Below are 24,815 nucleotides of genomic sequence, written 5' to 3'. Positions count from 1 at the left end.
ACGCGGTGCAGGCCTCTGCCAAAGTTATGGCATAGGTCTTGGTAAGACGGTCCATTTTCGCTATTTGTACGCGTATTTAACGGATGGTGCGGAAACGGGTCGTTGCAGCCTATGACAAGGATAGAGGTCTTACGTTGGCTGAAACAATTGGTCAGAAGTTCATAAAGTCAAACCTTGGTCTTGTGATGAAGCACTTCGAGGGCTTCATGGTATTTGTCGGCATTTTAGGCCCATTTGCCACGCTTCCACAGCTTGTGAAGCTCTTCTTGACCCACTCTCAACATGCGTCGGGCCAATCTCTGTTAACGTGGTCGCTCTATGCGGCGTTGTCTTTGCTTTGGTTCATCTACGGTCTGATCGTCAAGAAGTTGCCCATCTATGTTGGCAACGGCATTTCTATGGTGCTGAACCTTCTTATGGTCCTGGGTATCATGATCCACGCGGGGGTCACGTTCTGACCCAATAGGTCGTCGATTTCCCTGTCTCTCTTGCAGTGGTCCCGGCTTTGCGTTCTTTTGCTCGGGCAGGACTGACCCCACAAGATTGGACACGCTTTGGACTGGCGCGACCACGGCATACTTCTGACCTCACGCCGCCATGGCGAAACGGCGGCAATTATCGAGGTCTTTACCGAAGGCCACGGTCGTCATGCCGGCGTCGTACGTGGTGGAACCAGCCGCAAGATTGCGCCGATCCTGCAGCCCGGGGCGCAATTAGATGTGCTTTGGCGCGCACGGCTCGAAGAGCATATCGGCACTTTTCAGGTCGAGCCCCTGCGGTCGCGGGCGGCGGCGGCGTTTTCGGGTAGGCTTGCGCTGGCTGGATTGAATACGGTGGTGGCCCTGCTCTCGTTCTGTTTGCCTGAGCGCGAAGCGCATCCGCGCATCTATAAACAAACCGAACAGTTGATGGATCTGCTGGGTCAGGACGAAATTTGGGTGCTTGCCTATCTGCGGTGGGAATTGTCGCTGCTGGAAGAGCTGGGGTTTGGCCTTGACCTGACACGCTGTGCCGTGACGGGTGTAACAGAAGGTTTGGAATATGTTTCTCCGAAAACAGGTCGTGCGGTAAGCGTTGATGGGGCAGGGGACTGGGTGGATAGGTTGCTTCCCTTGCCACCTTGCCTGCGTGGCGTGGGCGACGCGCCGGATACCGAATTGGTGCAAGGATTGTTGACCACCGGACATTTTCTAGAGAACCATGTTGCTCCGTCGTTGGGGAACAACCCTCTGCCCGGCGCACGGGCGCGGTTTATTGATCAGATCAATCGGCAGCTTTGAACACCATTTCCTGCCCGTCCTCATTGCGCAAAATCAGCAGGTTCCCTGATACTTCGGATTGGGTCATGACAAGCAAGGCGGCGAAATAGATCCCTTCTGCCTCAAGCCCGGCACAGGCGGCACGGGTCGCTGTCAGGCTGGTCAGCTCAAACCATGGATAGGGCGCGTTAAGCCTGCCCGTGTAGCTGTTGCAGGGGGCGTTGCCCGCTACTTTGCCTTCTTCCGGAAATCGCAATAAGGCACTGGCATTGTAGGGCTGACCGTTGATCTCTTGCAGGGCCCATTCCCGTTCGGCAGCACCATAGGCCGCAACGGTTTCATCCTTCTGACAATGGAGTAATCCGGAAAGGGAAAGCAGCATTATGTAACGCAACATGGCAGAATTCCTGAAATCAGCGAAGAACAGTTTCCTGGGCTTGGACACATTGTTTTGAACCGACTAGGTAAAGGGTCGGATACAATGCTGACCGTTGACTTGTAAAACATCTTAGACATATTGAATGCGAATAATGGGCCTTTCTTTGGATTTGAATAGCTCCTGTGAGTTTTAGTGCCGGTAATTGTATCCGGTTGTGTTTTGTTCTGATTTGGTAAGGTTGGAGCTTCGTTTTGACCAGAAATGACGATGTTGGCAACGGGCGGACACGAACAGCTGTTAAGGTTTTTGTGGCTCTATTCTATGTGCTCTTTCTCTTCCTGTTGGTGGAGCTTCTTTCATACTATGCTGTGGTTCATGTGTTCGATAACTCGCTGGGAAATACGGCAGAGCGGCATCTATACTCTTCGATCCGTGGTCACAAACTGAACCCAGAGTATCAGCGCGGATTTGATACTGGCGGACAGCGTATCCATTCCGATCAGGGGTTCCGCCACGATACGCTGATTGAACAGCCAAAACCCGACGACACGTTCCGCATCTTTCTGATGGGTGGCTCAACTGCTTATGCCATCGGATCGCAGGGCAGTATTTATCCTGACCATCCTACGCTCACCAATCAGGAAACGGTTGCATATTTCCTGCAGCAGGACCTGCGCGAGCGGTTGGGCGATCAGATGCCCGGTGTGACGATTGAGGTGATCAACGCCGGAGTTGTTGCGTATCACAGTTTTCAACATGTGTTGTACCTGTACGAGACGCTATATCAATACAGCCCGGACATGATTGTGTTTCTGGATGGTCACAACGATTTTTACAATGTCGGAGTTGATAACCCGGTTCAAAGCTATGGCTATTCATCGGCAAGGATGGTTGACGCTTTGAACGATCGTAAGCCGTTCTTTTCCTTGTACGCATTTCTGAGATACCCGGCGCAATATTTCTATACCTTCAAAATGGCGTCAAAGCTCACACAAGGTCTTTACGACCGCTATGAGGCGCCCAAATATAATACCTCTGGGGATGTCACCTCCTTGCAAAGAGACTTTTCAGCTGAGCTTGAACAGACTGCAAAGGTTGGCTTCTTGCGCAATTACAAGCTGATCGAGTCTTTCGGTGACTACCATGGGTTTTGCTATCACGTCTTTTTGCAGCCTGAGGTCGTCTATGAGGACACCAATGTCCTAAGCGAGACCGACCGCGAAATCGCCCAGCTCACGCGGGATTGGTACAAGCCGGGACGTGAAGATCTGATGCATCGCGCGCGAGTCGATTTCCCTGCTTTGTTTGAAGAGGCCAATGTGCCTTTCACCGATATTGCAGAGATCGGCGGTCCACTCCACAAAGACAAGGTGCTGTATGTCGATTACACGCATCTGACGCCCGAAGGGTCAAAGCTGGTGGCTGCGCGGATGCTGCCCGTGGTGGCGGAACGGATCAGCCAGTGTAAGACCCCGTCCTGACCTCAGTAGGGTTGCTCTCCGTTTAGCAAAGCGGTGCGCACCTCCATGCGGGTACGCCAGTTGTATCGCGTATCTTCGCGCGTTGGCGCCCATGTCAGCGCGCCACTGTTGCGCCATGGGTCAAGGATGATGCCTTCGAACATCGTGTCGCCCTTTGCGCTGATCACTGCGGAATGGTGGATGATCCTCAGCGGCGTTGGCGGTGATGTAGCCCAGTGCATTTCCAGGGTGCGGAAGTTTTCTGCCCTTAAACGGCTGGTCATCGCTTCGGCCCAGTCGTTGCACAGGCCGCGCTCACGAAATCCGTTAATGACCTTGGCGTTGTGGATGATGGCCGGGTCGGTAACCTGCCATTCTCGGGCCAGACGCTGCGAATAGGTATAGGCAATGGTGGCCGCCTTCTGTGCCTCGGCTGGATCAACCGCGGGACCCATGGAACGGATGGCGAGCGCCAGCTCGTCTATGTCGTTCTGCGTTGCTGTCGGCTGAGAGGTGGTGGCACAGCCAGCAAGGGCCAAGGCCGCAAGCGTGGCCAGAAGGGCAAGAATGGATCGGGTCATGTGGTTCGCCGCTGGTTCGTGATCGCACGCTGATCTACCGGGAATATCGGCGCTGCGATAGGGGGAAGTTTCTGCCGTGGCTGGTCATGGCTGAACGTAGACAGCAGGGAAGGTAAGGGCAGGATTTCGAGGAACTGAGGGCTGCAGTAGTTTGGGCAAAAAAAGACCCGGCGCGCGCGCCGGGTCAAGTCGGGGAAACAGGGTTGCCGTTACAGGTTAGCTCAGCAAACGCCGCGCGATCACCTGTGCCTGAATTTCGGCAGCCCCTTCAAAAATATTGAGAATACGTGCGTCACACAGCACGCGACTGATCTTGTATTCCAGTGCAAAGCCGTTGCCGCCGTGGATCTGCAGGCCGTTATCGGCAGCAGCCCAGGCCACGCGGGCGCCCAGCAGCTTGGCCATCCCGGCCTCAAGATCGCAGCGATGACCGTTGTCTTTTTCCCAAGCCGAGAAATAGGTCAGCTGTCGTGCGATCATGATCTCGACCGCCATCATCGCCAGCTTGCCGGACACGCGGGGGAAGTTGATCAGCGACTTGCCGAACTGTTTGCGGTCCTGCGCATATTGCATGGCGATGTCCAGCGCGCTTTGGGCCACACCGATGGCGCGGGCTGCGGTCTGAATGCGGGCGGATTCGAAGGTTTCCATGAGCTGCTTAAAGCCTTTGCCTTCTTCGCCGCCCAGTAGGTTCTCACCCTTGACCTTGAACCCATCGAAGCCCAACTCGTATTCTTTCATCCCGCGATAACCCAGAACTTCGATCTCGCCACCGGTCATGCCTGGGGTGGGGAAGGGGTTGTCGTCCGTGCCGGGCGTCTTTTCCGCCAGGAACATCGACAGGCCGCGATGATCGGAAGTGTCAGAGTTGGTGCGCGCCAGCAAAGTCATCACATGGGTCCGGGCCGCATGGGTGATCCAGGTCTTGTTGCCGGTGATCTCGTAATCACCTTCGGCATTCTTGACTGCTCGGGCGCGCAAGCTGCCCAGATCAGAGCCTGTGTTGGGTTCAGTGAAAACTGCTGTCGGCAGTATCTCGGCGCTGGCGATCTTGGGCAGCCACTGCGCTTTTTGCTCATCCGTTCCACCGGCAATGATCAGCTCGGCCGCGATCTCGGACCGGGTGCCCAGCGATCCAACGCCGATATAGCCGCGCGACAATTCTTCGGACACCACGCACATCGAGGCCTTGGAAAGGCCAAACCCTCCGAACTCTTCGGGGATGGTCAGGCCAAATACACCCATCTCGGCAAGTTCCTCGATGATTTCCATCGGGATCAGCTCATCCTTGAGGTGCCAATCATGGGCGTTTGGTTCGACTTTTTCCTGGGCATAGCGGCGGAACTGGTCACGGATCATTTCCAGTTCTTCGTCCAGGCCCGACGTTCCGAACATCGCGGCACCGGCCTGTTCTTCCATCAGTTCAACCAAGCGACTGCGTGCAGCCTGTGAATTGGCCTGTGCCATCAGTGTCTGAACTTCAGCGCATTGGAAACCGGACAGCGCGTCCCAGCCCAGACCCATGTCCTGAAGACGCAAAATCTCACCCTGGTTCATTGGGATGCCGCCCGCGACCTGATGCAAGTATTCACCAAAGGCGATTTGGTGCAGCAGCTGTTCGATCTCGCCGAATTTGCCTTCTGCCTCCAAAGCATCGGCCCAGCGTTGCATTTGCTGCAGCGACTGGTTGTATGTCGCCAGCCATGCCAACCCATGAGCGGCGGTCTGATTGGCCTCGATCAGAGCGCCGGACACGCGACCATCTTCTGTCACCATCGCGCGAACCGACTCGCGGGCGCGTTCGAATACGGTCTCCACGGCGGGCAGAGCCGCACGTGTCAGCGTTAGAAGCTCGGGCAAAATCGCGGATGTAATCATCTGGGTCATATCCTGTCCGTCATGGGCCATGAATCAGCTTTCTCCTAAAGTCGTCTGGTCATATCATGCTGCACATGCAGCGCAACAAAAATACGAATTATGCGACTAAAAAGTTCTAAAGTTGCTTGATCATTTTTGCAGTGCAGCACCCGTCAGGAGTGATATCAGGGGGACATGACGTTGTTTTCTATGCTCTCTGCCCAAGAACTGCTGCTGGCCTGTGGGGTTGCCTTCATTGCCGGTTGGGTCAAAGGCATGGTCGGGTTTGCCATGCCAATGGTTCTGATCTCGGGGCTGAGCATGTTCCTTTCGCCGGATATGGCGATCGCGGGGCTTATTCTGCCAACCCTGGTGACAAATGGGGTGCAGGCATTGCGCGGGGGTGTTCCGGCCGCCGTGTCCTCGATCCGTCAGTTCCGTGTATTTCTGGTTGTCGGGTTGGTGTTTCTGCTGATTGGTGCTCAGTTGGTCAGCGCAGTGCCAGCATCAACTTTTTTGTTGATGATTGGCATCCCGGTTACAGTCTTTGCATTGATCCAAGTATTGGGGCTGCGTCTGAAATTGGCCAGCCCATCTGCCCGAATAGAGGCCATGATCGCCGCGGTTGCAGGCTTTGTCGGGGGGATGTCTGGAATTTGGGGACCACCAACCGTTGCCTATCTGACCGCCTTAAACACCCCGAAAGCGGTGCAGATGCGTGTGCAGGGGGTCATCTATGGTTTGGGGGCGTTGGCGTTGCTGTTCGCGCATATGGGCTCCGGGATTTTCCGCGCCGAAACCGCTCCGTTCTCGGCTGCTCTGGTGCTGCCGGGGCTGGCGGGCATGTGGGTGGGGTTGCAACTGCAGTCGCGCATAGATCAGGCGCTGTTTCGCAAGATCACCCTGTTCGTGCTGCTTATCGCAGGGCTGAACCTGTTGCGACGCGGGCTGATGGGCTAGGCACGCCGATCTATCGTGCGCAGCGTGAAATAAAGCCCCAGCATCAGAAAGAACAGGCCCGAGATATCGCCGATCAGGAAGGCGATATATTCCAGCCCACCGCTGCCAAAAGCCAGATTGGTCAGTACGGACACCAATATTGACGTGACGATCCCGACCCCCATGACGCAGGACCAGCATGGTTTGCGGTCCGGGTGGGGAAACAGATCGAAGCCGACCCATTTGCATAGGTAAAATACAGCAGGAACGGTTGTGACGGCGATTGCTATGGCGGCCAGACGGTTGGGCAGGAAGACGTCGCTTCCGCCGAGAAAGGCAAAGACAAGAAAGACACCGGGCAAGAGCGCAAAAATCGCCCGCCACCCCAACAACCAAGCAGAGAGCACACGCACACCATGCGGGAGAAACAGCAAGCTGGCCTTGCTGGGATATTCGGGGAAGAATACGTTCTGCAGTGGCATCAGAACCTCGAACGTAAGGAACGAGGCAATCACGTAGGCCAGTGAGGCAAAGAACGTTTCAGAGGCCCATCTGCGCACGGCGGTCAGCCAGCAATGCGCAGATCAAACGCTTTATTACTTAGGCGCATGCACAACATACCGTCCACGGTTCGCGCTACCGCTTTGTGACAAATACCCCTTCTGCACCAGCGACTTCAGCGCACGAAAAAAGGTCGGGCGCGAGACGCTTTGCACAAGCGTGTGTTCAATCAACCCAAATGTCCGAACTTCCTGGTCAGCTTTGGACAGTTCTTCGGCGGCGTAATAGATATCGCGCTCTACCGGTGAGAGTTGTTCCAGCCCCAACGTGCGCTCCATGCTTTGCATCAGTTTGCGCAGTTCGGTCAGTTTCAAGATTTCAGTCATTTCGTTACCTGTCGTTTCCCTTGTCACGCGCTGCGACAAAGCAGCGGTATGAGACGAACTGAAATCTGAATGTTCAGAAAGCCTCATATTGACACTCATCCCCATTGGCATACACTTGCTATCTGATTAGGTTTCTCAATTCGCGAATGTGAGTGCGCGGCTGAGTTACCCAAGGTATTTTTAAACAACGCCCGGCGCGATTGCGTCGGGCGAATTTGTCTTAATGACATCATTGGATAGCTTAAACCGGCAAATCGGGCAACGAATTTGTAAGGACACCTTACGTTAGACGTATAAGGACGATTGCCAACAGATGTGCTGTCCGAAAAAAGGGGAAAGGTTTGCCCCCCTTTTGCAACATTAGCCGATTGCTACGGCTTTGATGTCTTCGTCGATGAACGGCAGATACTGCTCAAAGTTTTCAGCAAACATCTGAACCAGCTTCTCAGCCTGTTTATCGAAAGCGGCCTGGTCGTCCCAGGTGCGACGCGGATCCAGCAGAACTTCGGCGACACCGGGGACGGAAACCGGCACATCAAAGCCAAAATTCGCATCCTTGCGGAATTCCGCATCCCGAAGCGATCCATCCAGAGCGGCAGTCAGCAAACCGCGGGTCGCACGGATCGGCATCCGGCTGCCAACGCCATAGGCGCCGCCAGTCCAGCCGGTATTCACCAGCCAGCAGGTCGCGCCGTGCTGGGCGATCTTGTCGCGCAGCAGGTTGCCATAGACTTCTGGGCGACGCGGCATGAACGGAGCGCCAAAGCATGTCGAGAATGTGGGTTGGGGCTCGGTCACGCCGCGCTCTGTGCCAGCAACCTTCGAGGTGAAGCCCGACAGGAAGTGGTACATCGCCTGAGCCGGGGTCAGCCGCGCAATCGGGGGCAGAACACCAAACGCGTCACAAGTCAGCATGATGATGTTCTTCGGATGCCCGCCCAACGCGCTTTTCGAGGCATTGGAGATATACTCGAGCGGATAGGCGCAACGCATGTTTGCGGTCAGCGAGTCATCTTCGAAATCCAGCTCCTTGGTCTCGGGATCGAAAACCATATTCTCGATCACGGTGCCGAATTTGCTGGTGGTTGCATAGATCTCGGGTTCGGCCTCGGCGTTCAGGTTGATCGTCTTGGCATAGCACCCGCCCTCGAAGTTGAAAGTGCCACGGTCTGACCATCCATGTTCGTCATCGCCAATCAAGGTGCGGGCCGGATCAGCGGACAGGGTGGTCTTGCCAGTTCCCGAGAGGCCAAAGAAGACTGCGGTATCAACGGGATTGCCGACCGCGTGGTTCGCCGAGCAATGCATCGGCATCACGCCTTTTTCGGGCAGCATGTAATTCAGCAGGGTGAAGACGGACTTCTTGTTTTCGCCGGCATATTCTGTGCCGCCGATCAGAATCAATTTGCGGTCGAAGTTCAGTGCGATCACTGTCTCGCTACGGCAGTTGTGCTTGGCCGGATCAGCTTGAAAGCTGGGACAGTTGATGATTGTGAAATCCGCGATGAACTCATCCAGGTCTTCACGATCCGGGCGGCGCAGCAAGTGACGGATGAACAGATTATGCCATGCCAGTTCGGTGACCATGCGCACGTTGATCGAATAAGCGGGGTCGGCGCCGCCGACCAGGTCCTGCACAAAATAGTCACGACCCTTCATGTGCTCGATCATATCGGCATAAAGCGTTTCGAAACCCTCAGGGCTCATCTCGGCGTTGTTTTCCCACCAGATCGAATCGGCGACACTGTCGGTGCGGACAACATGTTTGTCCTTGGGAGAACGGCCAGTGAACTTGCCGGTACTGACAAGAAAAGCTCCGCCATTGCCAAGTGTACCTTCACCCCGCTTGAGGGCTTCTTCAATCAGTGCCGGTTCCATGAAGTTGTAATAGACATTGCCCAGACCCTCGATGCCCTGATCTTCGAGGCGGAATTGCGGGTTCACCCGTCCAGATGTCATGTGTGTCTTCTCCTGTGGCGGCGCGGCGGCAGATTGGCCAAGGTGCGCTCTTGGGGCAGTGTACCGGGAAAACCGGCGATTGGGCGGGTCTTATCATGGTCGTTTAGGGCGTGAACAGGACGGTTTGGCGCAGTTAGCGCAACCAAGTTCAGGTTTAGCGCCACCATGTTTTTTCTGCCGGAAATACAGACACTTTTCGAAGACCATTAACGGCTTTTTTGCCGCATGTGTGTGACAACAATCGCACGATTCGTAGATGGTGATTGATTCGCGGCCATAAAAACGACAAAAATGCCCTACAAATAAGCGAATTGTTTCGTATGAGAGCAGGAATAGGGGTTAACCCGATGTCAAAGATTGCACTGGTGGATGACGACAGGAACATTCTGACGTCCGTATCCATGACGCTCGAAGCCGAGGGTTTCGAGGTAGAAACGTATAACGACGGGCAGGCTGCTCTGGATGCGTTTAACAAGAAGCTGCCCGATATGGCAGTGCTGGATATCAAGATGCCGCGTATGGATGGCATGGATTTGCTGCAGCGACTGCGGCAGAAGACCCAGATGCCGGTGATCTTTCTGACTTCGAAAGATGACGAGATCGACGAAGTTCTGGGTTTGCGTATGGGTGCTGATGATTATGTCAAAAAGCCCTTTTCGCAACGGTTGCTAGTAGAACGGATACGGGCCTTGCTGCGCCGTCAGGAAGCGACCTCGGGTGATCCCGTGGCTGCCAACACAGGCGACGCCAAGGTGATGGAACGGGGCGAATTGCGGATGGACCCCTTGCGCCACGCGGTGAGCTGGAAGGGATCGGATGTCTCTTTGACAGTGACCGAGTTCCTGCTGCTGCAGGCCTTGGCGCAGCGTCCGGGATTTGTCAAAAGCCGCGATCAGCTGATGGATGTTGCCTATGACGATCAGGTCTATGTAGATGACCGCACGATCGACAGCCACATCAAGCGTCTGCGCAAAAAGATGCGCGCTGCTGATCCGGAGTTTTCGGCCATCGAAACGTTGTATGGTATTGGGTATCGGTACAACGAAGAATAAGCGTGGCCTAAGTTAAGGGGTTACTGGGTCTCGTGCGCGATACTGAGCAAGAAAACGAGTTACGCGACGGTGACGTCGTTCTTGGGGATGACTGGGTCATCCCCCAGAGCGACGATTCCGCCGAACTCAGGGCCACACGCGGCCGCCGCAATCTGTTTTCTCTGCGGGGCTCGCCTCTGGCGCGCAAGATCATCACATTCAACATGATTGCATTGGTGATTCTGGTCACCGGATTGCTATATCTGGATAATTCGCGAGAAGAACAGGTGCAGCAAACCGCCCGGAACCTGGTTGGTGATGCGCAGTTGGTCAGCAACGTATTTGAAACCCAACTGCGACAGAATGTGACTGGCATTACCCGCGACGCGGCCATTCTGGATGTCAAAGATACGTTGGCTGGTCTCAGCCTGCCGGTCGGCGGTGAAGTCTTTGTTTACGATGCTCGTGGGACGCTGATTGGTTGGACGCGCGGCGCGCCTGCGGTCTCAGAGATGCCGGTCATGCTGCGCTCAGAAGCTGATGCGCAGACTGGAAGCACACTGATCAGTGATGCCTTGAACGCGGTTTGGACCGGGCTGTCCAAAGTGTTCAAGCAAGATGAAACCAGCGAAGCGCCAACCTTGGCCCAACGCGTTCAGGCCATCATTCCACAGGCGCTGACCGGGCATATTCAGGTTCAGGCGGTTCAGGATGACGCAGGCGAAACGGTTATCGTTGCTGCGGCCCCGATCCAACTGGATGGAAAGCCCGTTGGCGCAGTTGCCATGGCCGGTCCCGCCGGAGAAATCGACGCATTGGCCCGCCGTGATCAAGAGCGGATTCTGCGCATGTTCGTCGTGGCGCTTTTGGTTTCCGTTGGCTTGAGCCTTGTCCTTGCATCGACCATCGCCAACCCGCTGGCCGATCTGGCATCCGCCGCCGAGATGGGCAAAGACCGCGGTGCGGGGGTCAACCCGGGCCGCATCCGCATCCCCGATCTGAGCGCGCGACCGGACGAAATCGGACGACTCAGCCGAGCTTTGCGCGGCATGGTTACAGCGCTGTACAACCGGATTGATGCAAACGAACAATTCGCGGCAGATGTGGCGCATGAGATCAAAAACCCCCTAGCCAGCCTTCAATCTGCTGTGGGCACGTTGCGCATGGTTAAAAGAGACGACCAGCGCGACAAGCTGTTGGGGGTGATCGAACATGATGTCCGTCGGCTGGATCGTCTGGTCAGCGACATTTCGAACGCCTCGCGCCTGGACGCCGAACTGGTCAAGGAGGAAGAGCAGCCATTTGATTTGTTGAACCTGATCGGAAACCTCGGTCAGTATCTGGGCGAGGATGCGCGCGCCAAGGGAATCGATTACATCACTGATCTGCCGCCCGAACCAATCACCGTGACCGGGCTTGAGGCGCGATTGGCGCAGGTGTTCGTAAACCTGATCACCAATGCGATTTCCTTCTGCGAAGAAAGCGATGCCATACGTGTGTGGGTACGCCGGCGCGAGGATCGGGTTCTGGTTGTTGTTGAAGACACTGGCCCAGGCATCCCCGAGCAGGCCCTGACCAAAGTGTTCAAACGGTTCTATTCCCAACGTCCCGTTGAGCATTTCGGCAATAACTCGGGGTTGGGTCTGGCGATCTCGAAACAGATTGTCGAGGCGCATGGCGGGGTGATTTGGGCCGAGAATATCCGCCCGACCGAAGCGGACATAACATCAGACCCTCAGGGCGCGCGATTCGTCGTGGGCCTGCCGGTTTGACGCGGTGAGCACGTCCGCACTCTCCTCTGTTGAACACAAAGATACTGCCATCGTTCACGCCTCTTGCGTCGCGGTAGCAGACCGTGCTGTTTTGATCGTGGGGCCTTCGGGCACCGGGAAGTCAGCGCTGTCTTTGCAGATGATGGCGTTGGGGGCCGATCTGGTCGCGGACGATCGGGTTCGGTTGTATATGGATGGCAATCTCGCCCTGGCAGAGGCGGCTCCAAATATCGGTGGACTGATCGAGGCAAGAGGTCTTGGCCTGTTGCGGGCAGTCTCGGTTGGGCCGGTGCCGGTTGGCTTTGTGGTGGACATGGCGCAAGAAGAACCCGAGCGCCTGCCAGAACCCCGTTCAATTCTTATCCTGAGGCAAACTGTTCCCTTGCTTCGGGGCGCTGGCGTCTCCAATTTACCAGCAGCGCTCTTGCTACTGATGAAAAACGGGTGCGCAGACCCGGAATGGCCCAATCAATGACGACCCAAAGACGCATCGTACTTGTCACCGGCCCATCCGGCGCAGGCCGGTCCACCGCAATCCGTGTGTTAGAGGATCTGGGGTTCGAGGCCATCGACAACCTTCCCATGGGTCTTTTGCTGCGTCTATTAGACGGGCCAAAAACCGACCGTCCCATGGCGCTTGGTATTGATGCGCGCAACCGCGATTTTTCCACGATTGGCGTCATCGAATTGCTGGCTAAGCTTCGGTGGATGGAACAGGTTGACCTGACCACGCTTTATCTCGATTGCAGCGATGAAGTCCTGCTGCGCCGGTATTCGGAAACCCGCAGACGTCACCCGGTGTCTGCGGATGCCAGCCCTGAAACCGGCGTGCGCCAGGAAAAAGAGTCGCTGGCCCCAATTCGTGAACTTGCAGATACGTTGATCGACACCACGCCACTGAATGTTCACCAACTGCGCGAAGAGGTAGAGCGTTGGTTTGCACCTCAGGGTGGGCGGCATCTGGCGGTAACCATCGAATCATTTTCCTATAAGCGTGGTTTGCCTCGCGGATTGGATATGGTCTTTGACTGCCGTTTTCTCACCAACCCGTACTGGCGTCCCGAGCTTCGGGCCGAAGATGGTCGCAATTCGGATGTGGCGAGCTATATTCAAACCGACGCGAACTATGCGCCTTTCTTCGAAAGGGTGGTTGACCTGCTGACTTTGTTGTTGCCCGCTTACCGGGCCGAGGGCAAAGCCTACCTGTCCGTGGCCTTTGGCTGTACCGGAGGGCAACACAGATCGGTTGCAATGGCCGAAGCGGTTGCAAGGGCCCTTGCAGAGGGGGGGCAGCAAGTGGCAATTAGGCATCGCGAAATGGAAAGACGATCGTTGAATGTGAGGCCGGATTGATCGGGATCGTACTCGTAGCACATGGTGGGCTGGCCAAAGAATATTTGGCCGCGATGCAGCATGTGGTCGGCAATCAGCCCGGCCTGGCCGCGATCTCGATCGAGGCCGATCATGATCGCGAAGCGAAGCAATCGGAAATCTGTGCGGCCGCCGACAGTGTTGATGTTGGTGACGGTGTTGTCGTCGTGACCGATCTGTTTGGCGGAAGCCCGTCGAATCTCAGCCTGCGTGCCTGCGCGCCGCAGGATCGCCGTATCCTTTACGGCGCAAATCTTCCCATGTTGATAAAACTGGCCAAATCCCGCCACCTGCCGATTGGCGAAGCCGTGCGGCAGGCAATGGAAGCTGGACGTAAGTATATCAATGCGCAAAATGTGACGTTTGACGAGAACCGGACAGATAAAGAATGACCACCCGAAGCTTGAAAATTATCAATGAAAAGGGCCTGCATGCCCGCGCCTCGGCCAAGCTGGTTGAGTTGGTAGAAGGGTTCGACGCTCAGGCCGAGGTGTCGAAAGACGGGCTTTCCGCATCCGGCGACAGCATTATGGGTCTTTTGATGTTGGCAGCGTCTCGTGGAACGACTATTGACGTCGAGACGTCCGGACCGGATGCTGAGGCGTTGGCTGATGCGTTGGAGACTCTGGTGAACGACAAGTTCGGAGAAGGTTTCTGACCGCACCCGCCGTGATACGAAGAACGGGATAACCAGGAATTGGCGGAAACAACGCACGAGACCAAGACAGGCCCGGTGGTGGATGGGACCAAGGACCAGGGCGAGATCTATGATCGTAAGACCCTGACCTACGCAAACTCGTTCGACGACCCTTGGACTGCAACAGCGATCCGCACCATTGAATGGTGTACGGGTAAGTTGACCATTTTGGGTATGGTTAACAAGTTCGAGAAGCAGAATGAACAATTCCGCGGCCAACGGTTCTGGGCAGGTGCGCTTAATATAATGGGCATCGACCTAACCACACCAGAGGAACAGATCGCGCGTATTCCAAAAACGGGGCCCGTGGTCGTCGTAGCCAACCATCCCCATGGCATGGTCGACGGCATGATTTTGGCAGAGCTGATCGGCAGGGTCCGCAGCGACTATCGGATCTTGACCCGTTCGGTTCTGACAGGTTTGGACGAGGCGGCGACGTCGTTCATGATTCCGGTGCCCTTCCCGCACGATCCCGAGGCACAGGCCAAGATGCTTGAGATGCGCGGCAATGCGATGGAGCATCTGAAAAACGGGGGCGTTGTGGCCTTGTTCCCTTCAGGCGTCGTGATGTCTTCGGATGACTGGTTCGGGCCGGTGATCGAGCGTGAGTGGAACGTGTTCACGGCCAAAATGATCCGTCGATCCGGCGCGCAGGTCCTGCCGATCTTTTTCCCTGGCAGGAATTCGCGTGCCTACCAGATCGCCAACAAACTTTCTGCGATTCTGCGCCAGGGTTTGTTGCTGCACGAGATCGTTCGATCCTGCAACAAACCGCAATCCCCGGTGATCGGAGAACCGATCTCGGATGAGGATATGCAGCTGCTGGAGCGAGATCCGCGCGGCTTTATGGCTTGGCTCAGAAAGCACACGCTGGGTCTGGGGCAGGCAACCAAGCTCTGACCTGCAATTTCACCTGATCAGGACAATCTCGTGGCTGCGCCTGGATGAATTCCGGGCGGTGGCCTTTACCGGGTCGGCACTGGCGCCTCGCCCCGATAGTCATAAAAACCACGCTGCGTTTTACGTCCCAGCCAGCCCGCTTCGACATATTTCGTCAACAGCGGACAAGGGCGATATTTGGTATCGGCCAATCCATCATGCAGCACGTTCATAATGGCCAAACAGGTGTCCAGACCGATAAAGTCAGCCAGTTCTAGTGGTCCCATCGGGTGGTTTGCGCCCAATTTCATCGATTGGTCAATCGACTGAACATTCCCCACGCCTTCATACAGGGTGTATACGGCCTCGTTGATCATCGGCATCAGGATGCGGTTGACAATGAAAGCCGGGAAATCTTCGGCGCTGGCGGCGGTTTTGCCAAGGCGGTCTACAACGGCCTTACAGGCAGCAAATGTTGGTTGATCCGTAGCAATGCCCCGGATCAGTTCAACCAGTTGCATCACCGGAACTGGGTTCATGAAGTGAAAACCCATAAAGCGTTCGGGCCGGTCTGTTCGGCTCGCCAAACGTGTGATCGAAATAGATGACGTATTTGACGTCAGGATTGTATGCGGTTGCAGATGTGGCAGCAAACTTTCGAAAATGGCTTGTTTGACGGTCTCACGCTCGGTTGCGGCCTCGATCACCAGGTCAGTCTGGCCCAGCTGTGGCAGCTCCATTGTGGTCGTGATGCGTTTCAGCGCGGATTGCATCTCCTCATCCGAAATTTTTCCGCGCGATGCCTGGCGCGCCATATTTCCTTCAATCGTCGCCATGGCGCTGTTCAGCGCGTCCTGGCTAACGTCGTTCAGCAGAACGTCATATTCCGCCAAAGCCAGTACGTGGGCGATACCATTGCCCATTTGGCCTGCGCCAATCACTCCGACTGATTTTACATCCATTTTTTGATGCCTCTGTGCCACGGGGTAGGATGACACTATCGGCAGATCGGGGCGGGCGGCAAGGGGATCAGACCGTTCGACTTTGCTTCAAATGCGCACATTAGGAGATTCTCAAGGCTTGCGGCTGCAAGATGGCATCCGGGTGAAAATTGGGTGAGTGATATGAGCTATCATCAAGCTGGCTCGGGAAGACTCGAGCATGACGTGTGCCAATACGGTGAGTCACGATTGTGGTTTCGTGGGCCAATGCGTTCGCTGGAGAAGTCATTTGTGGCCTGCGCAGGAGGGACCGAAACATTCGGGCGATTCGTCGAGCAGCCATTCGCGGCAGTTCTCGAAGAGAGGTTGGACAGACGGTGCCTGAATTTCGGAAGCCTTTTTTGCGGCGTAGATGCGCTGTGCGATGACACGGAGTTGAGGGGTTTACTGAACCAAGCAGAGCTCTGCGTGGTGCAGCTTAGCGACATATTGGGGCAGTCCAATCGATTCTACCGGGTTCATCCCCGACGCAACGACCGTTTTCTGGCTCCGACAGAGGATCTGAAATCTCTCTATCCCGAGATCGACTTTGCCGATGTCCATTTCGTACATCACCTGATGATTTTGTTGCAGGGCCGCAATGATGCGCGGTTCGAGGTAATCGCAGAAGAGCTGCGACGGAATTGGATCGACCGCATTGGGGGGCTTGTTGAGGCGCTTGAAGCGCCTGTTGTCTTGTTGAATTTGCAGGTCCTGCGTGAGGCAGAAAGTAATCAGCCCAAGCACGGTGCTGATATTCGGATCACGCCACAGATGATCGAGGCCCTGCGCCCTCTCAGCGCCGAGATCGTTGAGGTGACGGTCAGCGTGTCGGGGCAGTCCGATGAGCTTGAAGATATGCTGTTTGGAACACTGCAACAGCCCATGGCGGAATATATGATAGGTCCTGCAGCACACAGGTCGATTGCTGACGCCTTGGTCGGTCCGATCAGAAACCTGCAATGAAAAGGGCCCGCCGATGGCGGGCCCAATGCAAGATTCTTCGTGGAAAAGTCTAGCCCGTTGATCAGCCGAGTTTCTCGGTCAGTTCCGGAACGGCCTGGAACAGGTCGGCGACCAGACCGTAATCGGCAACCTGGAAGATCGGCGCTTCTTCGTCTTTGTTGATCGCCACGATGATTTTCGAGTCTTTCATACCGGCCAGATGCTGAATCGCACCCGAGATGCCGACAGCGACATACAGATCCGGGGCAACAACCTTGCCGGTCTGACCCACCTGCCAATCGTTCGGAGCATAGCCCGAGTCGACTGCGGCGCGCGATGCGCCAACTGCGGCCCCCAGCTTGTCAGCGAGACCTTCGATCAGCTTGAAGTCCTCTTCAGAACCGACACCACGGCCACCCGACACAACAACGCCAGCCGAAGTCAGCTCGGGGCGGTCGCTTGTAGCTACCTTGTCTTCGACCCAGGACGATAGACCGGGGTTCTCGCCGACCGAGATGGTCTCAACGGCTGCCGAGCCATCTTCGCCCGCAGCATCAAAACTTGCGGTTCGGAAAGTGACGACTTTTTTGGCGTCCACAGATTTGACGGTCTGGATCGCGTTGCCCGCATAGATTGGGCGTTCGAAGGTCGAGCCGTCGACGACTCCGGACGCGTCCGAGATGACCATGACGTCCAGCAGCGCGGCAACGCGCGGCATAACGTTCTTGGCATCGGTGGTGGCGGGGGCAACGATGTGCTCATAACCATCAGCCAGACCTACGATCAGCGCAGCAGTGGATTCTGCGAGGCGATGGCCCAGCGATTCGTCCTCGGCGACCAGAACCTTTGAGACGCCGGTGATCTTGGCGGCAGCTTCACCGGCAGCAGCAGCGGAACCGCCTGCGGCCAGAACGGTTACATCACCCAGTGCCTTTGCTGCGTTTACAGCTTTGGCGGTTGCGTCCAGCGCCAGTTCACCATTGTTGACTTCGGCGAGAAGAAGAACAGCCATTACACAGCCCCCGCTTCTTTGAGTTTCGCGACAAGCTCGTCTACCGAGCCGACGATGATGCCAGCGGCACGTGCCTGTGGTTCTTCGGTTTTGACGACTTCCAGGCGCGGCGAGACGTCGACGCCGTAATCGGCGGCGGTTTTCTCGTCCAGCGGCTTTTTCTTCGCCTTCATGATATTGGGCAGCGACGCGTAACGGGGCTCGTTCAGGCGCAGGTCCACGGTCACGATTGTCGGCATTTTGACGCTGATGGTTTGCATGCCGCCATCGACTTCGCGGGTGATCTTTGCGCTGTCGCCGTCGATGTCGATGTCGGACGCAAAGGTGCCTTGTGACCAGCCCAAAAGAGCTGACAACATCTGACCAGTTGCATTCATGTCGTTGTCGATAGACTGCTTGCCGCACAGAACGATACCGGGCTGCTCTTCCTCGACCACTTTGGCCAGGATCTTGGCAACGGCCAGAGGTTCTATGTCCTGATGGACATCATCTGCAGCAACGACCAGGATGGCACGGTCCGCGCCCATGGCCAGCGCAGTGCGCAGTGTTTCCTGGGCTTGTTTTACGCCGATAGAAACAACGACGACTTCGTCTGCCTTGCCTGCTTCTTTCAGGCGGATTGCCTCTTCGACAGAAATTTCGTCGAACGGGTTCATCGACATTTTGACATTGGCGAGATCGACACCGCTGCCATCCGCTTTGACGCGAACTTTAACGTTATAGTCAATCACGCGTTTGACAGGCACGAGTACCTTCATTTTGCGCTAGCTCCTCACAAAAAACGGCAAGCCGCGTCGCGACTCCACCAATGTTCATGAGGGCTTGAATAGCGATTCAATTCAGGCGGCAACAGGGCAAAATCGTCACGTCATCTGCAACGGACGTCGCGTTTTGCTATTTTTGACGTGACCAAGCACCAGACATCCACCCAAAAGGCAGAAAGCTATCGGTTTGCGCCCGCCCGTCGGGCCGGGGCTTCGCCCTTCCGGTCGCCGCCGCGTCCACTGGACGCGACGCCGCTTTCAGCGGTTCGCGCCCGGAACCCACAGAACATCTTGGGTTCCGTTTTCATTGGCACAACGGGCTGCGACGAAGAACCAGTCGCTCAGACGGTTCAGGTACTTGACTGCGGTTTCGTTGACCGGCTCCATGTTGGTCAGCTCAACCGCAAGCCGTTCGGCCCGGCGCGATACGGTTCGACATACATGCAGATGCGCCGCAAGACGCGAGCCACCGGGCAGGATGAAACTGCGCAGCGGTTCCAAGGCTTCGTTCATCGCGTCGATTTCAACCTCCAGCCGGTCAATCTGCGAGGGCACGATGCGCAGAGGCGGATAGTCTGCTTCGGCATCCTTTTCCATGTCGGGACGACAGAAATCTGCGCCCAGATCAAACAGGTCATTCTGAATGCGGGCGAGTGCAGCTTCGACATCCCCATCTGCCTCGGTCCGGGCGACGCCGACAAAGGCGTTCAACTCGTCCACGGTGCCATAAGCGGTCACGCGGCCCGAGTATTTGGCGACGCGTTCGCCATTGCCGAGTGCGGTTTTGCCATCATCACCGGTGCGGGTGTAAATCTTGTTCAATACGACCATTTACTGACCTCCCTGACCGCGCAGCCAGACGTAAAGCACGATCAGAATCACGGCGATGAACTGAAACAGGATACGCAGGCGCATATACTTGTTGCTTTTCAGTGCCGCGTCCCTGCCGCTTTTGCCAAAATTCGAGATGCCAAGCGCCAATACGACGACAACCGCCGCCATGGCCAAAAGCAAAATGACCATCATTAGGTCCATGAGTACACCGTCCGCGTTTCTGTTTGCCTAGGGCTATCATCTAGACCCGTGCGTGCCAAAAGCGAACGGGTTATTTCGCCTCAGACCCCTGCAAGGATGCGGTCAATCGCACGTGTCGACAGGATGCGGCGCAAACAACCGGCAATAAATGTAGGTGTTGTCACATAGTATCGGGGGCGCGGGCGCTTGGATTCTACGGCGTGGGCCAGCTTGGTCGTAACCGCTGATGCGGGCAGTTCAAACCGATCCGGCCCCGGCGATTCATACAGTCTTTTCAACAAAGAGGACTCATACCGCTCGCGCAGGGCCGAGTTTTGCCAGTTGATGAACCGCTCGAAGAATGGGATTGAGTTTTCGCGGATTTTAGATGTGATCGGGCCAGGTTCGATCAAAATGACCTTGATCCCCGTATCAGCCAGTTCCAGGCGCAGTGTATCCGTCAGCCCTTCGATTGCATATTTCGTGGCCACATAGGCGCCGCGCCACGGATAGGCCACCAGACCCAGCACCGAAGAGTTCTGAACGATTCGCCCGTGTCCTTGACTGCGCATAATCGGGATGACCTGCCTGGTCAGTTCGTGCCAGCCAAAGAAGTTCGCCTCGAAAATCTGACGCAGGCCTTCGGTCGGCAGGTCCTCGACCGCGCCGGGCAGGCCATGTGCGCCATTGTTGAACAGCGCGTCCAGGGTGCCTCCGGTGGCCTCCAACACTTCGTTCAAACCCGACGAAATGCTGGCCGTATCGGTATAATCAATGCGCGGGCTTTCAAACCCCTGCGCCCGCAACCGGTCGCAATCGCGCTGTTGTTTGCACGAGGCAAACACGCGCCAACCCCGCGCGCGCATCCCATGCGCCGCATCCAGTCCGATGCCCGATGAGCAGCCAGTAATTAGAATGGTCTTCTGCATGATTTTCCCGATTCTGAACCAGCCCCAAGCTAGGGTGCACAGAGTATGGGAACAATCATTGCTCCACGTCAGTCTGGTGTTTTTCTGACCAAAGAGGTCGAAATCCACCCCACCTGTTGCTGCGGCAACACGCGCAGTCGCAACCATCCGGTGCCCGAGTCACTTAGCACCTCGACCTTCTGGCCGATGCGCGCTTTGCCAACAATCGGGTAGATCGTTCCAGGGCCGTCACGCATGTTCACGCGGGTCCCGGAGATTTCCCGGATATCTTTCCTGGGTTCAGGCTGGGCGGCGGGTTCAGGCTGCACGTCCTTGGTGATTTGCTTCAGGCCAGTTACACCGTCTTCCAGGGACGCAAGCGTGATGCTGGCAGTCTGATCGTCAAACACCGAAAGCGCGTTGAAAGTGTCCAGACTGGCGGGTTCTGCGACAATCGCTGCGACTGCTGGCTGGGGATCAATCGGGCGCTCGCGCACGACCGGCGAGCGCATAGCGACATTTGTCACAAGCTCTTTTGCCGGAGACGGTGCTACGGTTTTGGGGGCCGCTTTCGAGGCGACTCGCACAGGCTGTTCTGACCGCACACCGCGCGGCTCGAAATTAGGCCCGCCACTCATGACGTAAAAGCACCAGCCAAGTGCAGCGAAACTCATTACAATCAGGCGCGTCATGGCGCATCCCCCGGTCGATCAATCAAAACAAAAAAAGGCAGCAGACTAATGTCAGACATCCTAGCATAATTCGCGACCCAAGTCGAAAAACGGGGGAAATCGGGGGGTTGCCTCCCCCTGTTGCAAAAAGCGCCACTTGTCCCCAGTAAAATATGTCTTGCTTGCTTTACCCGCGCGCCCTTGCGTCGTATCACATCATCTATGAATGATACGATCGACGACCCCAATATGGTGGCCCCCGAGAACGGGGGCGAAGTAGCCGAACCGCTGCGCCGCGCGATTGGTGAACGTTATCTGACCTATGCGCTGTCCACCATCATGCACCGGGCCTTGCCCGATGCACGGGATGGTCTGAAGCCGGTGCATCGGCGAATCCTCTATGCGATGCGCGAACTGCGACTCAGTGCAACGGGCGGGTTCCGTAAGTCGGCGAAAATCTCGGGCGATGTGATGGGTAACTATCACCCGCACGGCGATGCCGCGATTTATGACGCGATGGCGCGTTTGGCGCAGGATTTTAATGTGCGCTATCCGCTGGTCGACGGGCAGGGGAATTTCGGCAATATCGACGGCGATAACCCGGCGGCCTCTCGTTATACCGAGGCTCGGATGACCATCGTGGCCGAGGCTCTGCTTGAGGGTCTGAACGAGGATGCTGTCGATTTCCGTGACAACTATGACGGCACGCTGACCGAACCGGTGGTTCTGCCCGCGCAATTTCCGAATCTGCTGGCCAATGGCTCCAGCGGTATTGCGGTGGGCATGGCGACGAATATCCCGCCACATAACATCTCGGAACTGTGTGACGCCTGTTTGCATCTGATCAAGACGCCGGATGCGCGCGACGATACGCTTCTGAACTACGTGCCCGGACCGGATTTTCCAACCGGCGGCGTAATCGTTGAACCGCCTGCGAATATCGCGCAGGCCTATCGCACCGGGCGCGGGTCATTCCGCCTGCGCTGTAAGTTCGAGGTCGAGGATCTGGGCCGCGGTCAGTGGCAGATCGTCGTCACCGAGATTCCCTATCAGGTTCAGAAATCGAAGCTGATCGAAAAGATCGCCGAGCTGATTCAGACCAAGAAAATCCCGATCCTTGGCGACGTTCGTGACGAATCCGCAGATGACATTCGCCTGATCCTTGAGCCGCGTTCCAAGAACGTGGACCCCGAGGTACTGATGGGCATGCTTTACCGTAACTCAGACCTTGAGGTGCGGTTCAGCCTGAACATGAACGTGCTGATCGACGGGGTGACACCCAAAGTCTGCTCGATGAAGGAAGTGCTGCGCGCTTTCCTGGATCACCGGCAAGAGGTTCTGCTGCGCCGGTCGCGCCACCGGATGGCCAAGATCGACCATCGGCTGGAGGTGTTGGAGGGCTTTATCGTTGCCTTCCTGAATCTTGACCGCGTGATCGACATTATCCGCTATGACGATGACCCCAAGGCTGCGCTGATGCGCGAAGACTGGGGCATCGACCATGTCCGCGCCACCAATGAGGCCGACTATGTCTCGCCCAAACCGGGCGAGGGCGAGCTGTCCGAGGTCCAGGTCGACGCAATTCTCAACATGCGTCTGCGCAGCTTGCGCCGTCTGGAAGAGATGGAGCTGGTTCGCGAACGCGATGAGCTGATGTTGGAACGTGCCAATCTCGAAGATCTGCTAGCCGACGAAAGCCTGCAATGGGCCAGCATCGCCGAGCAACTGAAAGAGACCAAGAAAACCTTCGGCAAGGACTATGAGGGCGGAGCGCGGCGCACCCAGTTTGCCGAAGCCGGTCAGGTCGAAGAGGTCCCGCTTGAGGCGATGATCGACCGCGAACCGATCACGGTTGTCTGCTCTCAGATGGGCTGGATTCGCGCCATGACCGGCCATATCGACCTGAACCGCGAGTTGAAGTTCAAGGATGGCGATGGGCCACGGTTCATCTTCCATGCGGAAACCACCGATCGGCTGCTGGTCTTTGCCTCGAACGGTCGATTCTATACCATCAGTGCCGCGAATCTGCCCGGCGGTCGGGGTATGGGCGAGCCGCTGCGCCTGATGGTTGACCTGCCGAATGAGGCGCAGATAATCGACATCCTGATCCACAAGCCGGGGCGCAAGCTGCTGGTGGCCTCGGATGCGGGTAACGGCTTCACCGTGCCCGAGGATGATGTGCTGGCACAGACCCGAAACGGCAAACAGGTGCTGAACGTCAAAGGCGACGAAACAGCGATTATCTGTAAACCGATCGAAGGTGACCACGTTGCAGTGGTTTCTCAGAACGGCAAGTTTCTGGTCTTCCCGACCGAGGAACTGCCTGAAATGACCCGCGGCAAGGGCGTTCGCCTGCAAAAATACAATATGGCGCGCGGGCGGCAGGGGACGCTGGAATTGGACGGCGGGCTGTCAGATATCACCACCTTCAACTGGGAAGAGGGCCTGAAATGGTCCATGGGTGGCGACAAGACCCGGCACGAGGCAGATCTTTCGCAATGGCTGGCCAAGCGTGCCAGCGTCGGGAAAAAGCCGCCATACGGCTTCCCGCGTGATTTTAAATTCTCCTGATCAGGCCCGGTCACAGAGGATTTATGCCGATACCGCTTGGCACAAGCCGTATCGGTGCGTTAGATCAAAGAAAAACAGGCCTATCGAGACGAGATATGTTGCGCATTTTGACACTGATCACCGGATTGGCCCTGATGGGCGCCTGCACCCAAACGCAGGTTTACGAAGAGCCTGAGTCGCTGGGCGAATTCAAGTTGCGGGTAAACTATGCCTTTGCCGATAAGGCGGTGCAGGGACCGGTAAGCCGGGATGCGACGCCCGACGAATGGACTGCTGCCATTCAAAACGCGTTGGACATCCGCCTTGGGCGCTATACGGGCGCTCAGGAATACGACATCGGCATCAGCCTCGAGGGCTACATGCTGGCCCCTCCCGGCATTCCGGTGATCTATAACCCCAAGAGCACTGCGATTGTTCTGGTCAACGTTTATGACGTGAACAAGAAAGAGTTTCTTGCCAAAGGTAAGCAATTCCAGGTGCTGGAAGACACAACCGGCGGCAGTGCCCTGAAAGGTTCGGGCCATGAACGGACAAAACAAGAGCAAATGAGCGGGCTGGCTCTGAAAGTTGCGGACCGAGTCGAAGAATGGTTGGCCGAGGAACATTTGGAAAACGGTTGGTTCGACCGGCGTCCCGAACTGATCCAGCCACTCGATTCAGGTGAAGCAACGCAAAATCCGGCTTAAAGAACGGCATTTCCCGCAGGATGTGCTTGATTTTCTCCTTTGAACCCAATATCTCGCGCGCGCAGATGTAACCACGGGACCAAGGGTCCCCCAAAGCACAAAAGGGCGCCTGAGGAATGGCAAAGGAAAAGTTTGAGCGTAATAAGCCGCACGTCAACATCGGCACGATTGGCCACGTTGACCACGGCAAGAC

General features: G+C 56.4%; 28 protein-coding genes. 14 read left to right on the top strand and 14 right to left on the bottom strand.

Going from position 1 to position 24,815, the window contains the following annotated elements:
- Window positions 1-134: 134 nt before the first annotated feature.
- Both AC2FIZ_RS15670 and recO read left to right on the top strand, forming a co-directional pair.
- Entirely contained in the window at window positions 135-458 is a 324-nt protein-coding gene (locus tag AC2FIZ_RS15670; RefSeq protein WP_282027893.1) for a SemiSWEET transporter, read from the top strand.
- A gap of 96 nt (window positions 459-554) precedes the next feature.
- Window positions 555-1,280, top strand: a complete 726-nt coding sequence (gene recO / locus AC2FIZ_RS15665) for a DNA repair protein RecO (protein ID WP_281973499.1) — start codon at window positions 555-557, stop codon at window positions 1,278-1,280.
- On the opposite strand, the gene AC2FIZ_RS15660 is transcribed toward recO, so the two are convergent.
- Window positions 1,264-1,656 carry an META domain-containing protein gene (locus tag AC2FIZ_RS15660; RefSeq protein ID WP_281973498.1) on the bottom strand — a complete coding sequence of 131 codons (393 nt, stop codon included), beginning with the start codon at window positions 1,654-1,656 and terminating at the stop codon, window positions 1,264-1,266. The genes recO and AC2FIZ_RS15660 overlap by 17 nt on opposite strands.
- Before the next feature lie 233 nt (window positions 1,657-1,889).
- On the opposite strand from AC2FIZ_RS15660, the gene AC2FIZ_RS15655 reads away from it, so the two are divergent.
- Window positions 1,890-3,119 carry an SGNH/GDSL hydrolase family protein gene (locus tag AC2FIZ_RS15655; RefSeq protein ID WP_282022245.1) on the top strand — a complete coding sequence of 410 codons (1,230 nt, stop codon included), beginning with the start codon at window positions 1,890-1,892 and terminating at the stop codon, window positions 3,117-3,119.
- 2 nt (window positions 3,120-3,121) lie between these two features.
- Here AC2FIZ_RS15655 and AC2FIZ_RS15650 read toward each other — a convergent pair whose 3' ends face one another.
- Together AC2FIZ_RS15650 and AC2FIZ_RS15645 are read right to left on the bottom strand one after the other, a co-directional pair.
- Complete coding sequence (locus AC2FIZ_RS15650) at window positions 3,122-3,679, bottom strand: hypothetical protein (protein WP_281973496.1); 558 nt, start codon at window positions 3,677-3,679, stop codon at window positions 3,122-3,124.
- 216 nt (window positions 3,680-3,895) lie between these two features.
- A complete protein-coding gene (locus AC2FIZ_RS15645; protein WP_496791305.1) occupies window positions 3,896-5,587 on the bottom strand; it encodes an acyl-CoA dehydrogenase family protein in 1,692 nt (563 codons plus the stop codon).
- Window positions 5,588-5,731: 144 nt separating this feature from the next.
- Between AC2FIZ_RS15645 and AC2FIZ_RS15640 the strand changes: the two genes are divergently transcribed.
- A complete protein-coding gene (locus AC2FIZ_RS15640; protein ID WP_496692203.1) occupies window positions 5,732-6,496 on the top strand; it encodes a sulfite exporter TauE/SafE family protein in 765 nt (254 codons plus the stop codon).
- Here AC2FIZ_RS15640 and AC2FIZ_RS15635 read toward each other — a convergent pair.
- The 3 genes from AC2FIZ_RS15635 to AC2FIZ_RS15625 form a co-directional block, all read right to left on the bottom strand.
- The gene (locus AC2FIZ_RS15635; RefSeq protein WP_496692204.1) at window positions 6,493-7,035 is read right to left on the bottom strand and encodes a hypothetical protein; all 543 of its coding nucleotides are present in this window, start codon (window positions 7,033-7,035) and stop codon (window positions 6,493-6,495) included. The genes AC2FIZ_RS15640 and AC2FIZ_RS15635 overlap by 4 nt on opposite strands.
- 36 nt (window positions 7,036-7,071) lie before the next feature.
- Window positions 7,072-7,362: a hypothetical protein gene (locus tag AC2FIZ_RS15630; protein WP_142639308.1), complete on the bottom strand. Its 291-nt coding sequence runs from the start codon at window positions 7,360-7,362 to the stop codon at window positions 7,072-7,074.
- A gap of 360 nt (window positions 7,363-7,722) precedes the next feature.
- A complete protein-coding gene (locus AC2FIZ_RS15625; RefSeq protein WP_142639267.1) occupies window positions 7,723-9,321 on the bottom strand; it encodes a phosphoenolpyruvate carboxykinase in 1,599 nt (532 codons plus the stop codon).
- Between the two features lie 347 nt (window positions 9,322-9,668).
- Here AC2FIZ_RS15625 and AC2FIZ_RS15620 point away from each other — a divergent pair, with 347 nt between their 5' ends.
- The 7 genes from AC2FIZ_RS15620 to AC2FIZ_RS15590 are packed head-to-tail and all read left to right on the top strand — an operon-like array spanning window position 9,669 to window position 15,092.
- Window positions 9,669-10,373 (top strand): response regulator transcription factor, encoded by a 705-nt coding sequence (locus tag AC2FIZ_RS15620; RefSeq protein WP_142639269.1) that lies wholly within the window; start codon window positions 9,669-9,671, stop codon window positions 10,371-10,373.
- A 32-nt stretch (window positions 10,374-10,405) separates the two neighbouring features.
- The gene (locus AC2FIZ_RS15615; RefSeq protein WP_281973490.1) at window positions 10,406-12,124 is read left to right on the top strand and encodes a sensor histidine kinase; all 1,719 of its coding nucleotides are present in this window, start codon (window positions 10,406-10,408) and stop codon (window positions 12,122-12,124) included.
- A gap of 4 nt (window positions 12,125-12,128) precedes the next feature.
- Complete coding sequence (locus AC2FIZ_RS15610) at window positions 12,129-12,599, top strand: HPr kinase/phosphorylase (protein WP_496690309.1); 471 nt, start codon at window positions 12,129-12,131, stop codon at window positions 12,597-12,599.
- Window positions 12,584-13,477, top strand: a complete 894-nt coding sequence (gene rapZ / locus AC2FIZ_RS15605) for an RNase adapter RapZ (RefSeq protein WP_246097304.1) — start codon at window positions 12,584-12,586, stop codon at window positions 13,475-13,477. The genes AC2FIZ_RS15610 and rapZ overlap by 16 nt, the downstream gene beginning before the upstream one ends.
- Window positions 13,474-13,887 (top strand): PTS sugar transporter subunit IIA, encoded by a 414-nt coding sequence (locus AC2FIZ_RS15600; protein WP_142639275.1) that lies wholly within the window; start codon window positions 13,474-13,476, stop codon window positions 13,885-13,887. The genes rapZ and AC2FIZ_RS15600 overlap by 4 nt, the downstream gene beginning before the upstream one ends.
- A complete protein-coding gene (locus tag AC2FIZ_RS15595; protein ID WP_142639277.1) occupies window positions 13,884-14,153 on the top strand; it encodes an HPr family phosphocarrier protein in 270 nt (89 codons plus the stop codon). The genes AC2FIZ_RS15600 and AC2FIZ_RS15595 overlap by 4 nt, the downstream gene beginning before the upstream one ends.
- Window positions 14,154-14,192: 39 nt before the next feature.
- Window positions 14,193-15,092: a lysophospholipid acyltransferase family protein gene (locus tag AC2FIZ_RS15590; protein WP_271951305.1), complete on the top strand. Its 900-nt coding sequence runs from the start codon at window positions 14,193-14,195 to the stop codon at window positions 15,090-15,092.
- 65 nt (window positions 15,093-15,157) lie between these two features.
- On the opposite strand, the gene AC2FIZ_RS15585 is transcribed toward AC2FIZ_RS15590, so the two are convergent.
- Window positions 15,158-16,033: a 3-hydroxybutyryl-CoA dehydrogenase gene (locus AC2FIZ_RS15585; RefSeq protein ID WP_142639281.1), complete on the bottom strand. Its 876-nt coding sequence runs from the start codon at window positions 16,031-16,033 to the stop codon at window positions 15,158-15,160.
- 162 nt (window positions 16,034-16,195) lie between these two features.
- Between AC2FIZ_RS15585 and AC2FIZ_RS15580 the strand changes: the two genes are divergently transcribed.
- On the top strand, window positions 16,196-17,017 hold the full coding sequence (locus AC2FIZ_RS15580) for a DUF6473 family protein (protein WP_281973487.1): 822 nt from the start codon (window positions 16,196-16,198) through the stop codon (window positions 17,015-17,017).
- Between the two features lie 61 nt (window positions 17,018-17,078).
- Here AC2FIZ_RS15580 and AC2FIZ_RS15575 read toward each other — a convergent pair whose 3' ends face one another.
- The 6 genes from AC2FIZ_RS15575 to AC2FIZ_RS15550 all read right to left on the bottom strand — a co-directional run bounded on the left by AC2FIZ_RS15575 (window position 17,079) and on the right by AC2FIZ_RS15550 (window position 21,386).
- Window positions 17,079-18,008 carry an electron transfer flavoprotein subunit alpha/FixB family protein gene (locus tag AC2FIZ_RS15575; RefSeq protein WP_142639283.1) on the bottom strand — a complete coding sequence of 310 codons (930 nt, stop codon included), beginning with the start codon at window positions 18,006-18,008 and terminating at the stop codon, window positions 17,079-17,081.
- Window positions 18,008-18,766 (bottom strand): electron transfer flavoprotein subunit beta/FixA family protein, encoded by a 759-nt coding sequence (locus AC2FIZ_RS15570; protein ID WP_142639285.1) that lies wholly within the window; start codon window positions 18,764-18,766, stop codon window positions 18,008-18,010. Before AC2FIZ_RS15570 ends, AC2FIZ_RS15575 begins: the two co-directional genes overlap by 1 nt.
- Before the next feature lie 264 nt (window positions 18,767-19,030).
- Window positions 19,031-19,603 (bottom strand): cob(I)yrinic acid a,c-diamide adenosyltransferase, encoded by a 573-nt coding sequence (locus AC2FIZ_RS15565; RefSeq protein WP_142639287.1) that lies wholly within the window; start codon window positions 19,601-19,603, stop codon window positions 19,031-19,033.
- Window positions 19,604-19,807: a twin transmembrane helix small protein gene (locus tag AC2FIZ_RS15560; RefSeq protein WP_142639289.1), complete on the bottom strand. Its 204-nt coding sequence runs from the start codon at window positions 19,805-19,807 to the stop codon at window positions 19,604-19,606.
- Between the two features lie 80 nt (window positions 19,808-19,887).
- Window positions 19,888-20,715 carry an SDR family NAD(P)-dependent oxidoreductase gene (locus AC2FIZ_RS15555; RefSeq protein ID WP_281995884.1) on the bottom strand — a complete coding sequence of 276 codons (828 nt, stop codon included), beginning with the start codon at window positions 20,713-20,715 and terminating at the stop codon, window positions 19,888-19,890.
- A 68-nt stretch (window positions 20,716-20,783) separates the two neighbouring features.
- Window positions 20,784-21,386: an SH3 domain-containing protein gene (locus AC2FIZ_RS15550; RefSeq protein WP_246097307.1), complete on the bottom strand. Its 603-nt coding sequence runs from the start codon at window positions 21,384-21,386 to the stop codon at window positions 20,784-20,786.
- A gap of 201 nt (window positions 21,387-21,587) precedes the next feature.
- On the opposite strand from AC2FIZ_RS15550, the gene AC2FIZ_RS15545 reads away from it, so the two are divergent.
- Window positions 21,588-23,936 carry a DNA topoisomerase IV subunit A gene (locus AC2FIZ_RS15545; RefSeq protein WP_281995885.1) on the top strand — a complete coding sequence of 783 codons (2,349 nt, stop codon included), beginning with the start codon at window positions 21,588-21,590 and terminating at the stop codon, window positions 23,934-23,936.
- Window positions 23,937-24,031: 95 nt separating this feature from the next.
- Complete coding sequence (locus AC2FIZ_RS15540; RefSeq protein WP_281973483.1) at window positions 24,032-24,622, top strand: hypothetical protein; 591 nt, start codon at window positions 24,032-24,034, stop codon at window positions 24,620-24,622.
- On the opposite strand, the gene AC2FIZ_RS15535 is transcribed toward AC2FIZ_RS15540, so the two are convergent.
- The coding region (locus tag AC2FIZ_RS15535) for a hypothetical protein (RefSeq protein WP_271951280.1) at window positions 24,619-24,815 on the bottom strand (197 nt) is incomplete at its 5' end. The two genes, AC2FIZ_RS15540 and AC2FIZ_RS15535, sit on opposite strands and share 4 nt — an antisense overlap.

The organism is Ruegeria sp. CDSB022 (assembly GCF_059611145.1).
The sequence above is the reverse complement of the archived record's forward strand: the minus strand, read 5'-3'. Positions and strand labels throughout refer to the sequence as shown.

What these genes read in the sequence shown, in the direction of transcription:
- AC2FIZ_RS15660 (WP_281973498.1), bottom strand. Translation starts at nt 1,656, where the DNA reads ATGTTGCGTTACATAATGCTGCTTTCCCTTTCCGGATTACTCCATTGT.
- AC2FIZ_RS15650 (WP_281973496.1), bottom strand. Translation starts at nt 3,679, where the DNA reads ATGACCCGATCCATTCTTGCCCTTCTGGCCACGCTTGCGGCCTTGGCC.
- AC2FIZ_RS15645 (WP_496791305.1), bottom strand. Translation starts at nt 5,587, where the DNA reads ATGGCCCATGACGGACAGGATATGACCCAGATGATTACATCCGCGATT.
- AC2FIZ_RS15640 (WP_496692203.1), top strand. Translation starts at nt 5,732, where the DNA reads ATGACGTTGTTTTCTATGCTCTCTGCCCAAGAACTGCTGCTGGCCTGT.
- AC2FIZ_RS15630 (WP_142639308.1), bottom strand. Translation starts at nt 7,362, where the DNA reads ATGACTGAAATCTTGAAACTGACCGAACTGCGCAAACTGATGCAAAGC.
- AC2FIZ_RS15625 (WP_142639267.1), bottom strand. Translation starts at nt 9,321, where the DNA reads ATGACATCTGGACGGGTGAACCCGCAATTCCGCCTCGAAGATCAGGGC.
- AC2FIZ_RS15620 (WP_142639269.1), top strand. Translation starts at nt 9,669, where the DNA reads ATGTCAAAGATTGCACTGGTGGATGACGACAGGAACATTCTGACGTCC.
- rapZ (WP_246097304.1), top strand. Translation starts at nt 12,584, where the DNA reads ATGGCCCAATCAATGACGACCCAAAGACGCATCGTACTTGTCACCGGC.
- AC2FIZ_RS15595 (WP_142639277.1), top strand. Translation starts at nt 13,884, where the DNA reads ATGACCACCCGAAGCTTGAAAATTATCAATGAAAAGGGCCTGCATGCC.
- AC2FIZ_RS15585 (WP_142639281.1), bottom strand. Translation starts at nt 16,033, where the DNA reads ATGGATGTAAAATCAGTCGGAGTGATTGGCGCAGGCCAAATGGGCAAT.
- AC2FIZ_RS15580 (WP_281973487.1), top strand. Translation starts at nt 16,196, where the DNA reads ATGAGCTATCATCAAGCTGGCTCGGGAAGACTCGAGCATGACGTGTGC.
- AC2FIZ_RS15575 (WP_142639283.1), bottom strand. Translation starts at nt 18,008, where the DNA reads ATGGCTGTTCTTCTTCTCGCCGAAGTCAACAATGGTGAACTGGCGCTG.
- AC2FIZ_RS15570 (WP_142639285.1), bottom strand. Translation starts at nt 18,766, where the DNA reads ATGAAGGTACTCGTGCCTGTCAAACGCGTGATTGACTATAACGTTAAA.
- AC2FIZ_RS15565 (WP_142639287.1), bottom strand. Translation starts at nt 19,603, where the DNA reads ATGGTCGTATTGAACAAGATTTACACCCGCACCGGTGATGATGGCAAA.
- AC2FIZ_RS15560 (WP_142639289.1), bottom strand. Translation starts at nt 19,807, where the DNA reads ATGGACCTAATGATGGTCATTTTGCTTTTGGCCATGGCGGCGGTTGTC.
- AC2FIZ_RS15555 (WP_281995884.1), bottom strand. Translation starts at nt 20,715, where the DNA reads ATGCAGAAGACCATTCTAATTACTGGCTGCTCATCGGGCATCGGACTG.
- AC2FIZ_RS15550 (WP_246097307.1), bottom strand. Translation starts at nt 21,386, where the DNA reads ATGACGCGCCTGATTGTAATGAGTTTCGCTGCACTTGGCTGGTGCTTT.
- AC2FIZ_RS15545 (WP_281995885.1), top strand. Translation starts at nt 21,588, where the DNA reads ATGAATGATACGATCGACGACCCCAATATGGTGGCCCCCGAGAACGGG.
- AC2FIZ_RS15540 (WP_281973483.1), top strand. Translation starts at nt 24,032, where the DNA reads ATGTTGCGCATTTTGACACTGATCACCGGATTGGCCCTGATGGGCGCC.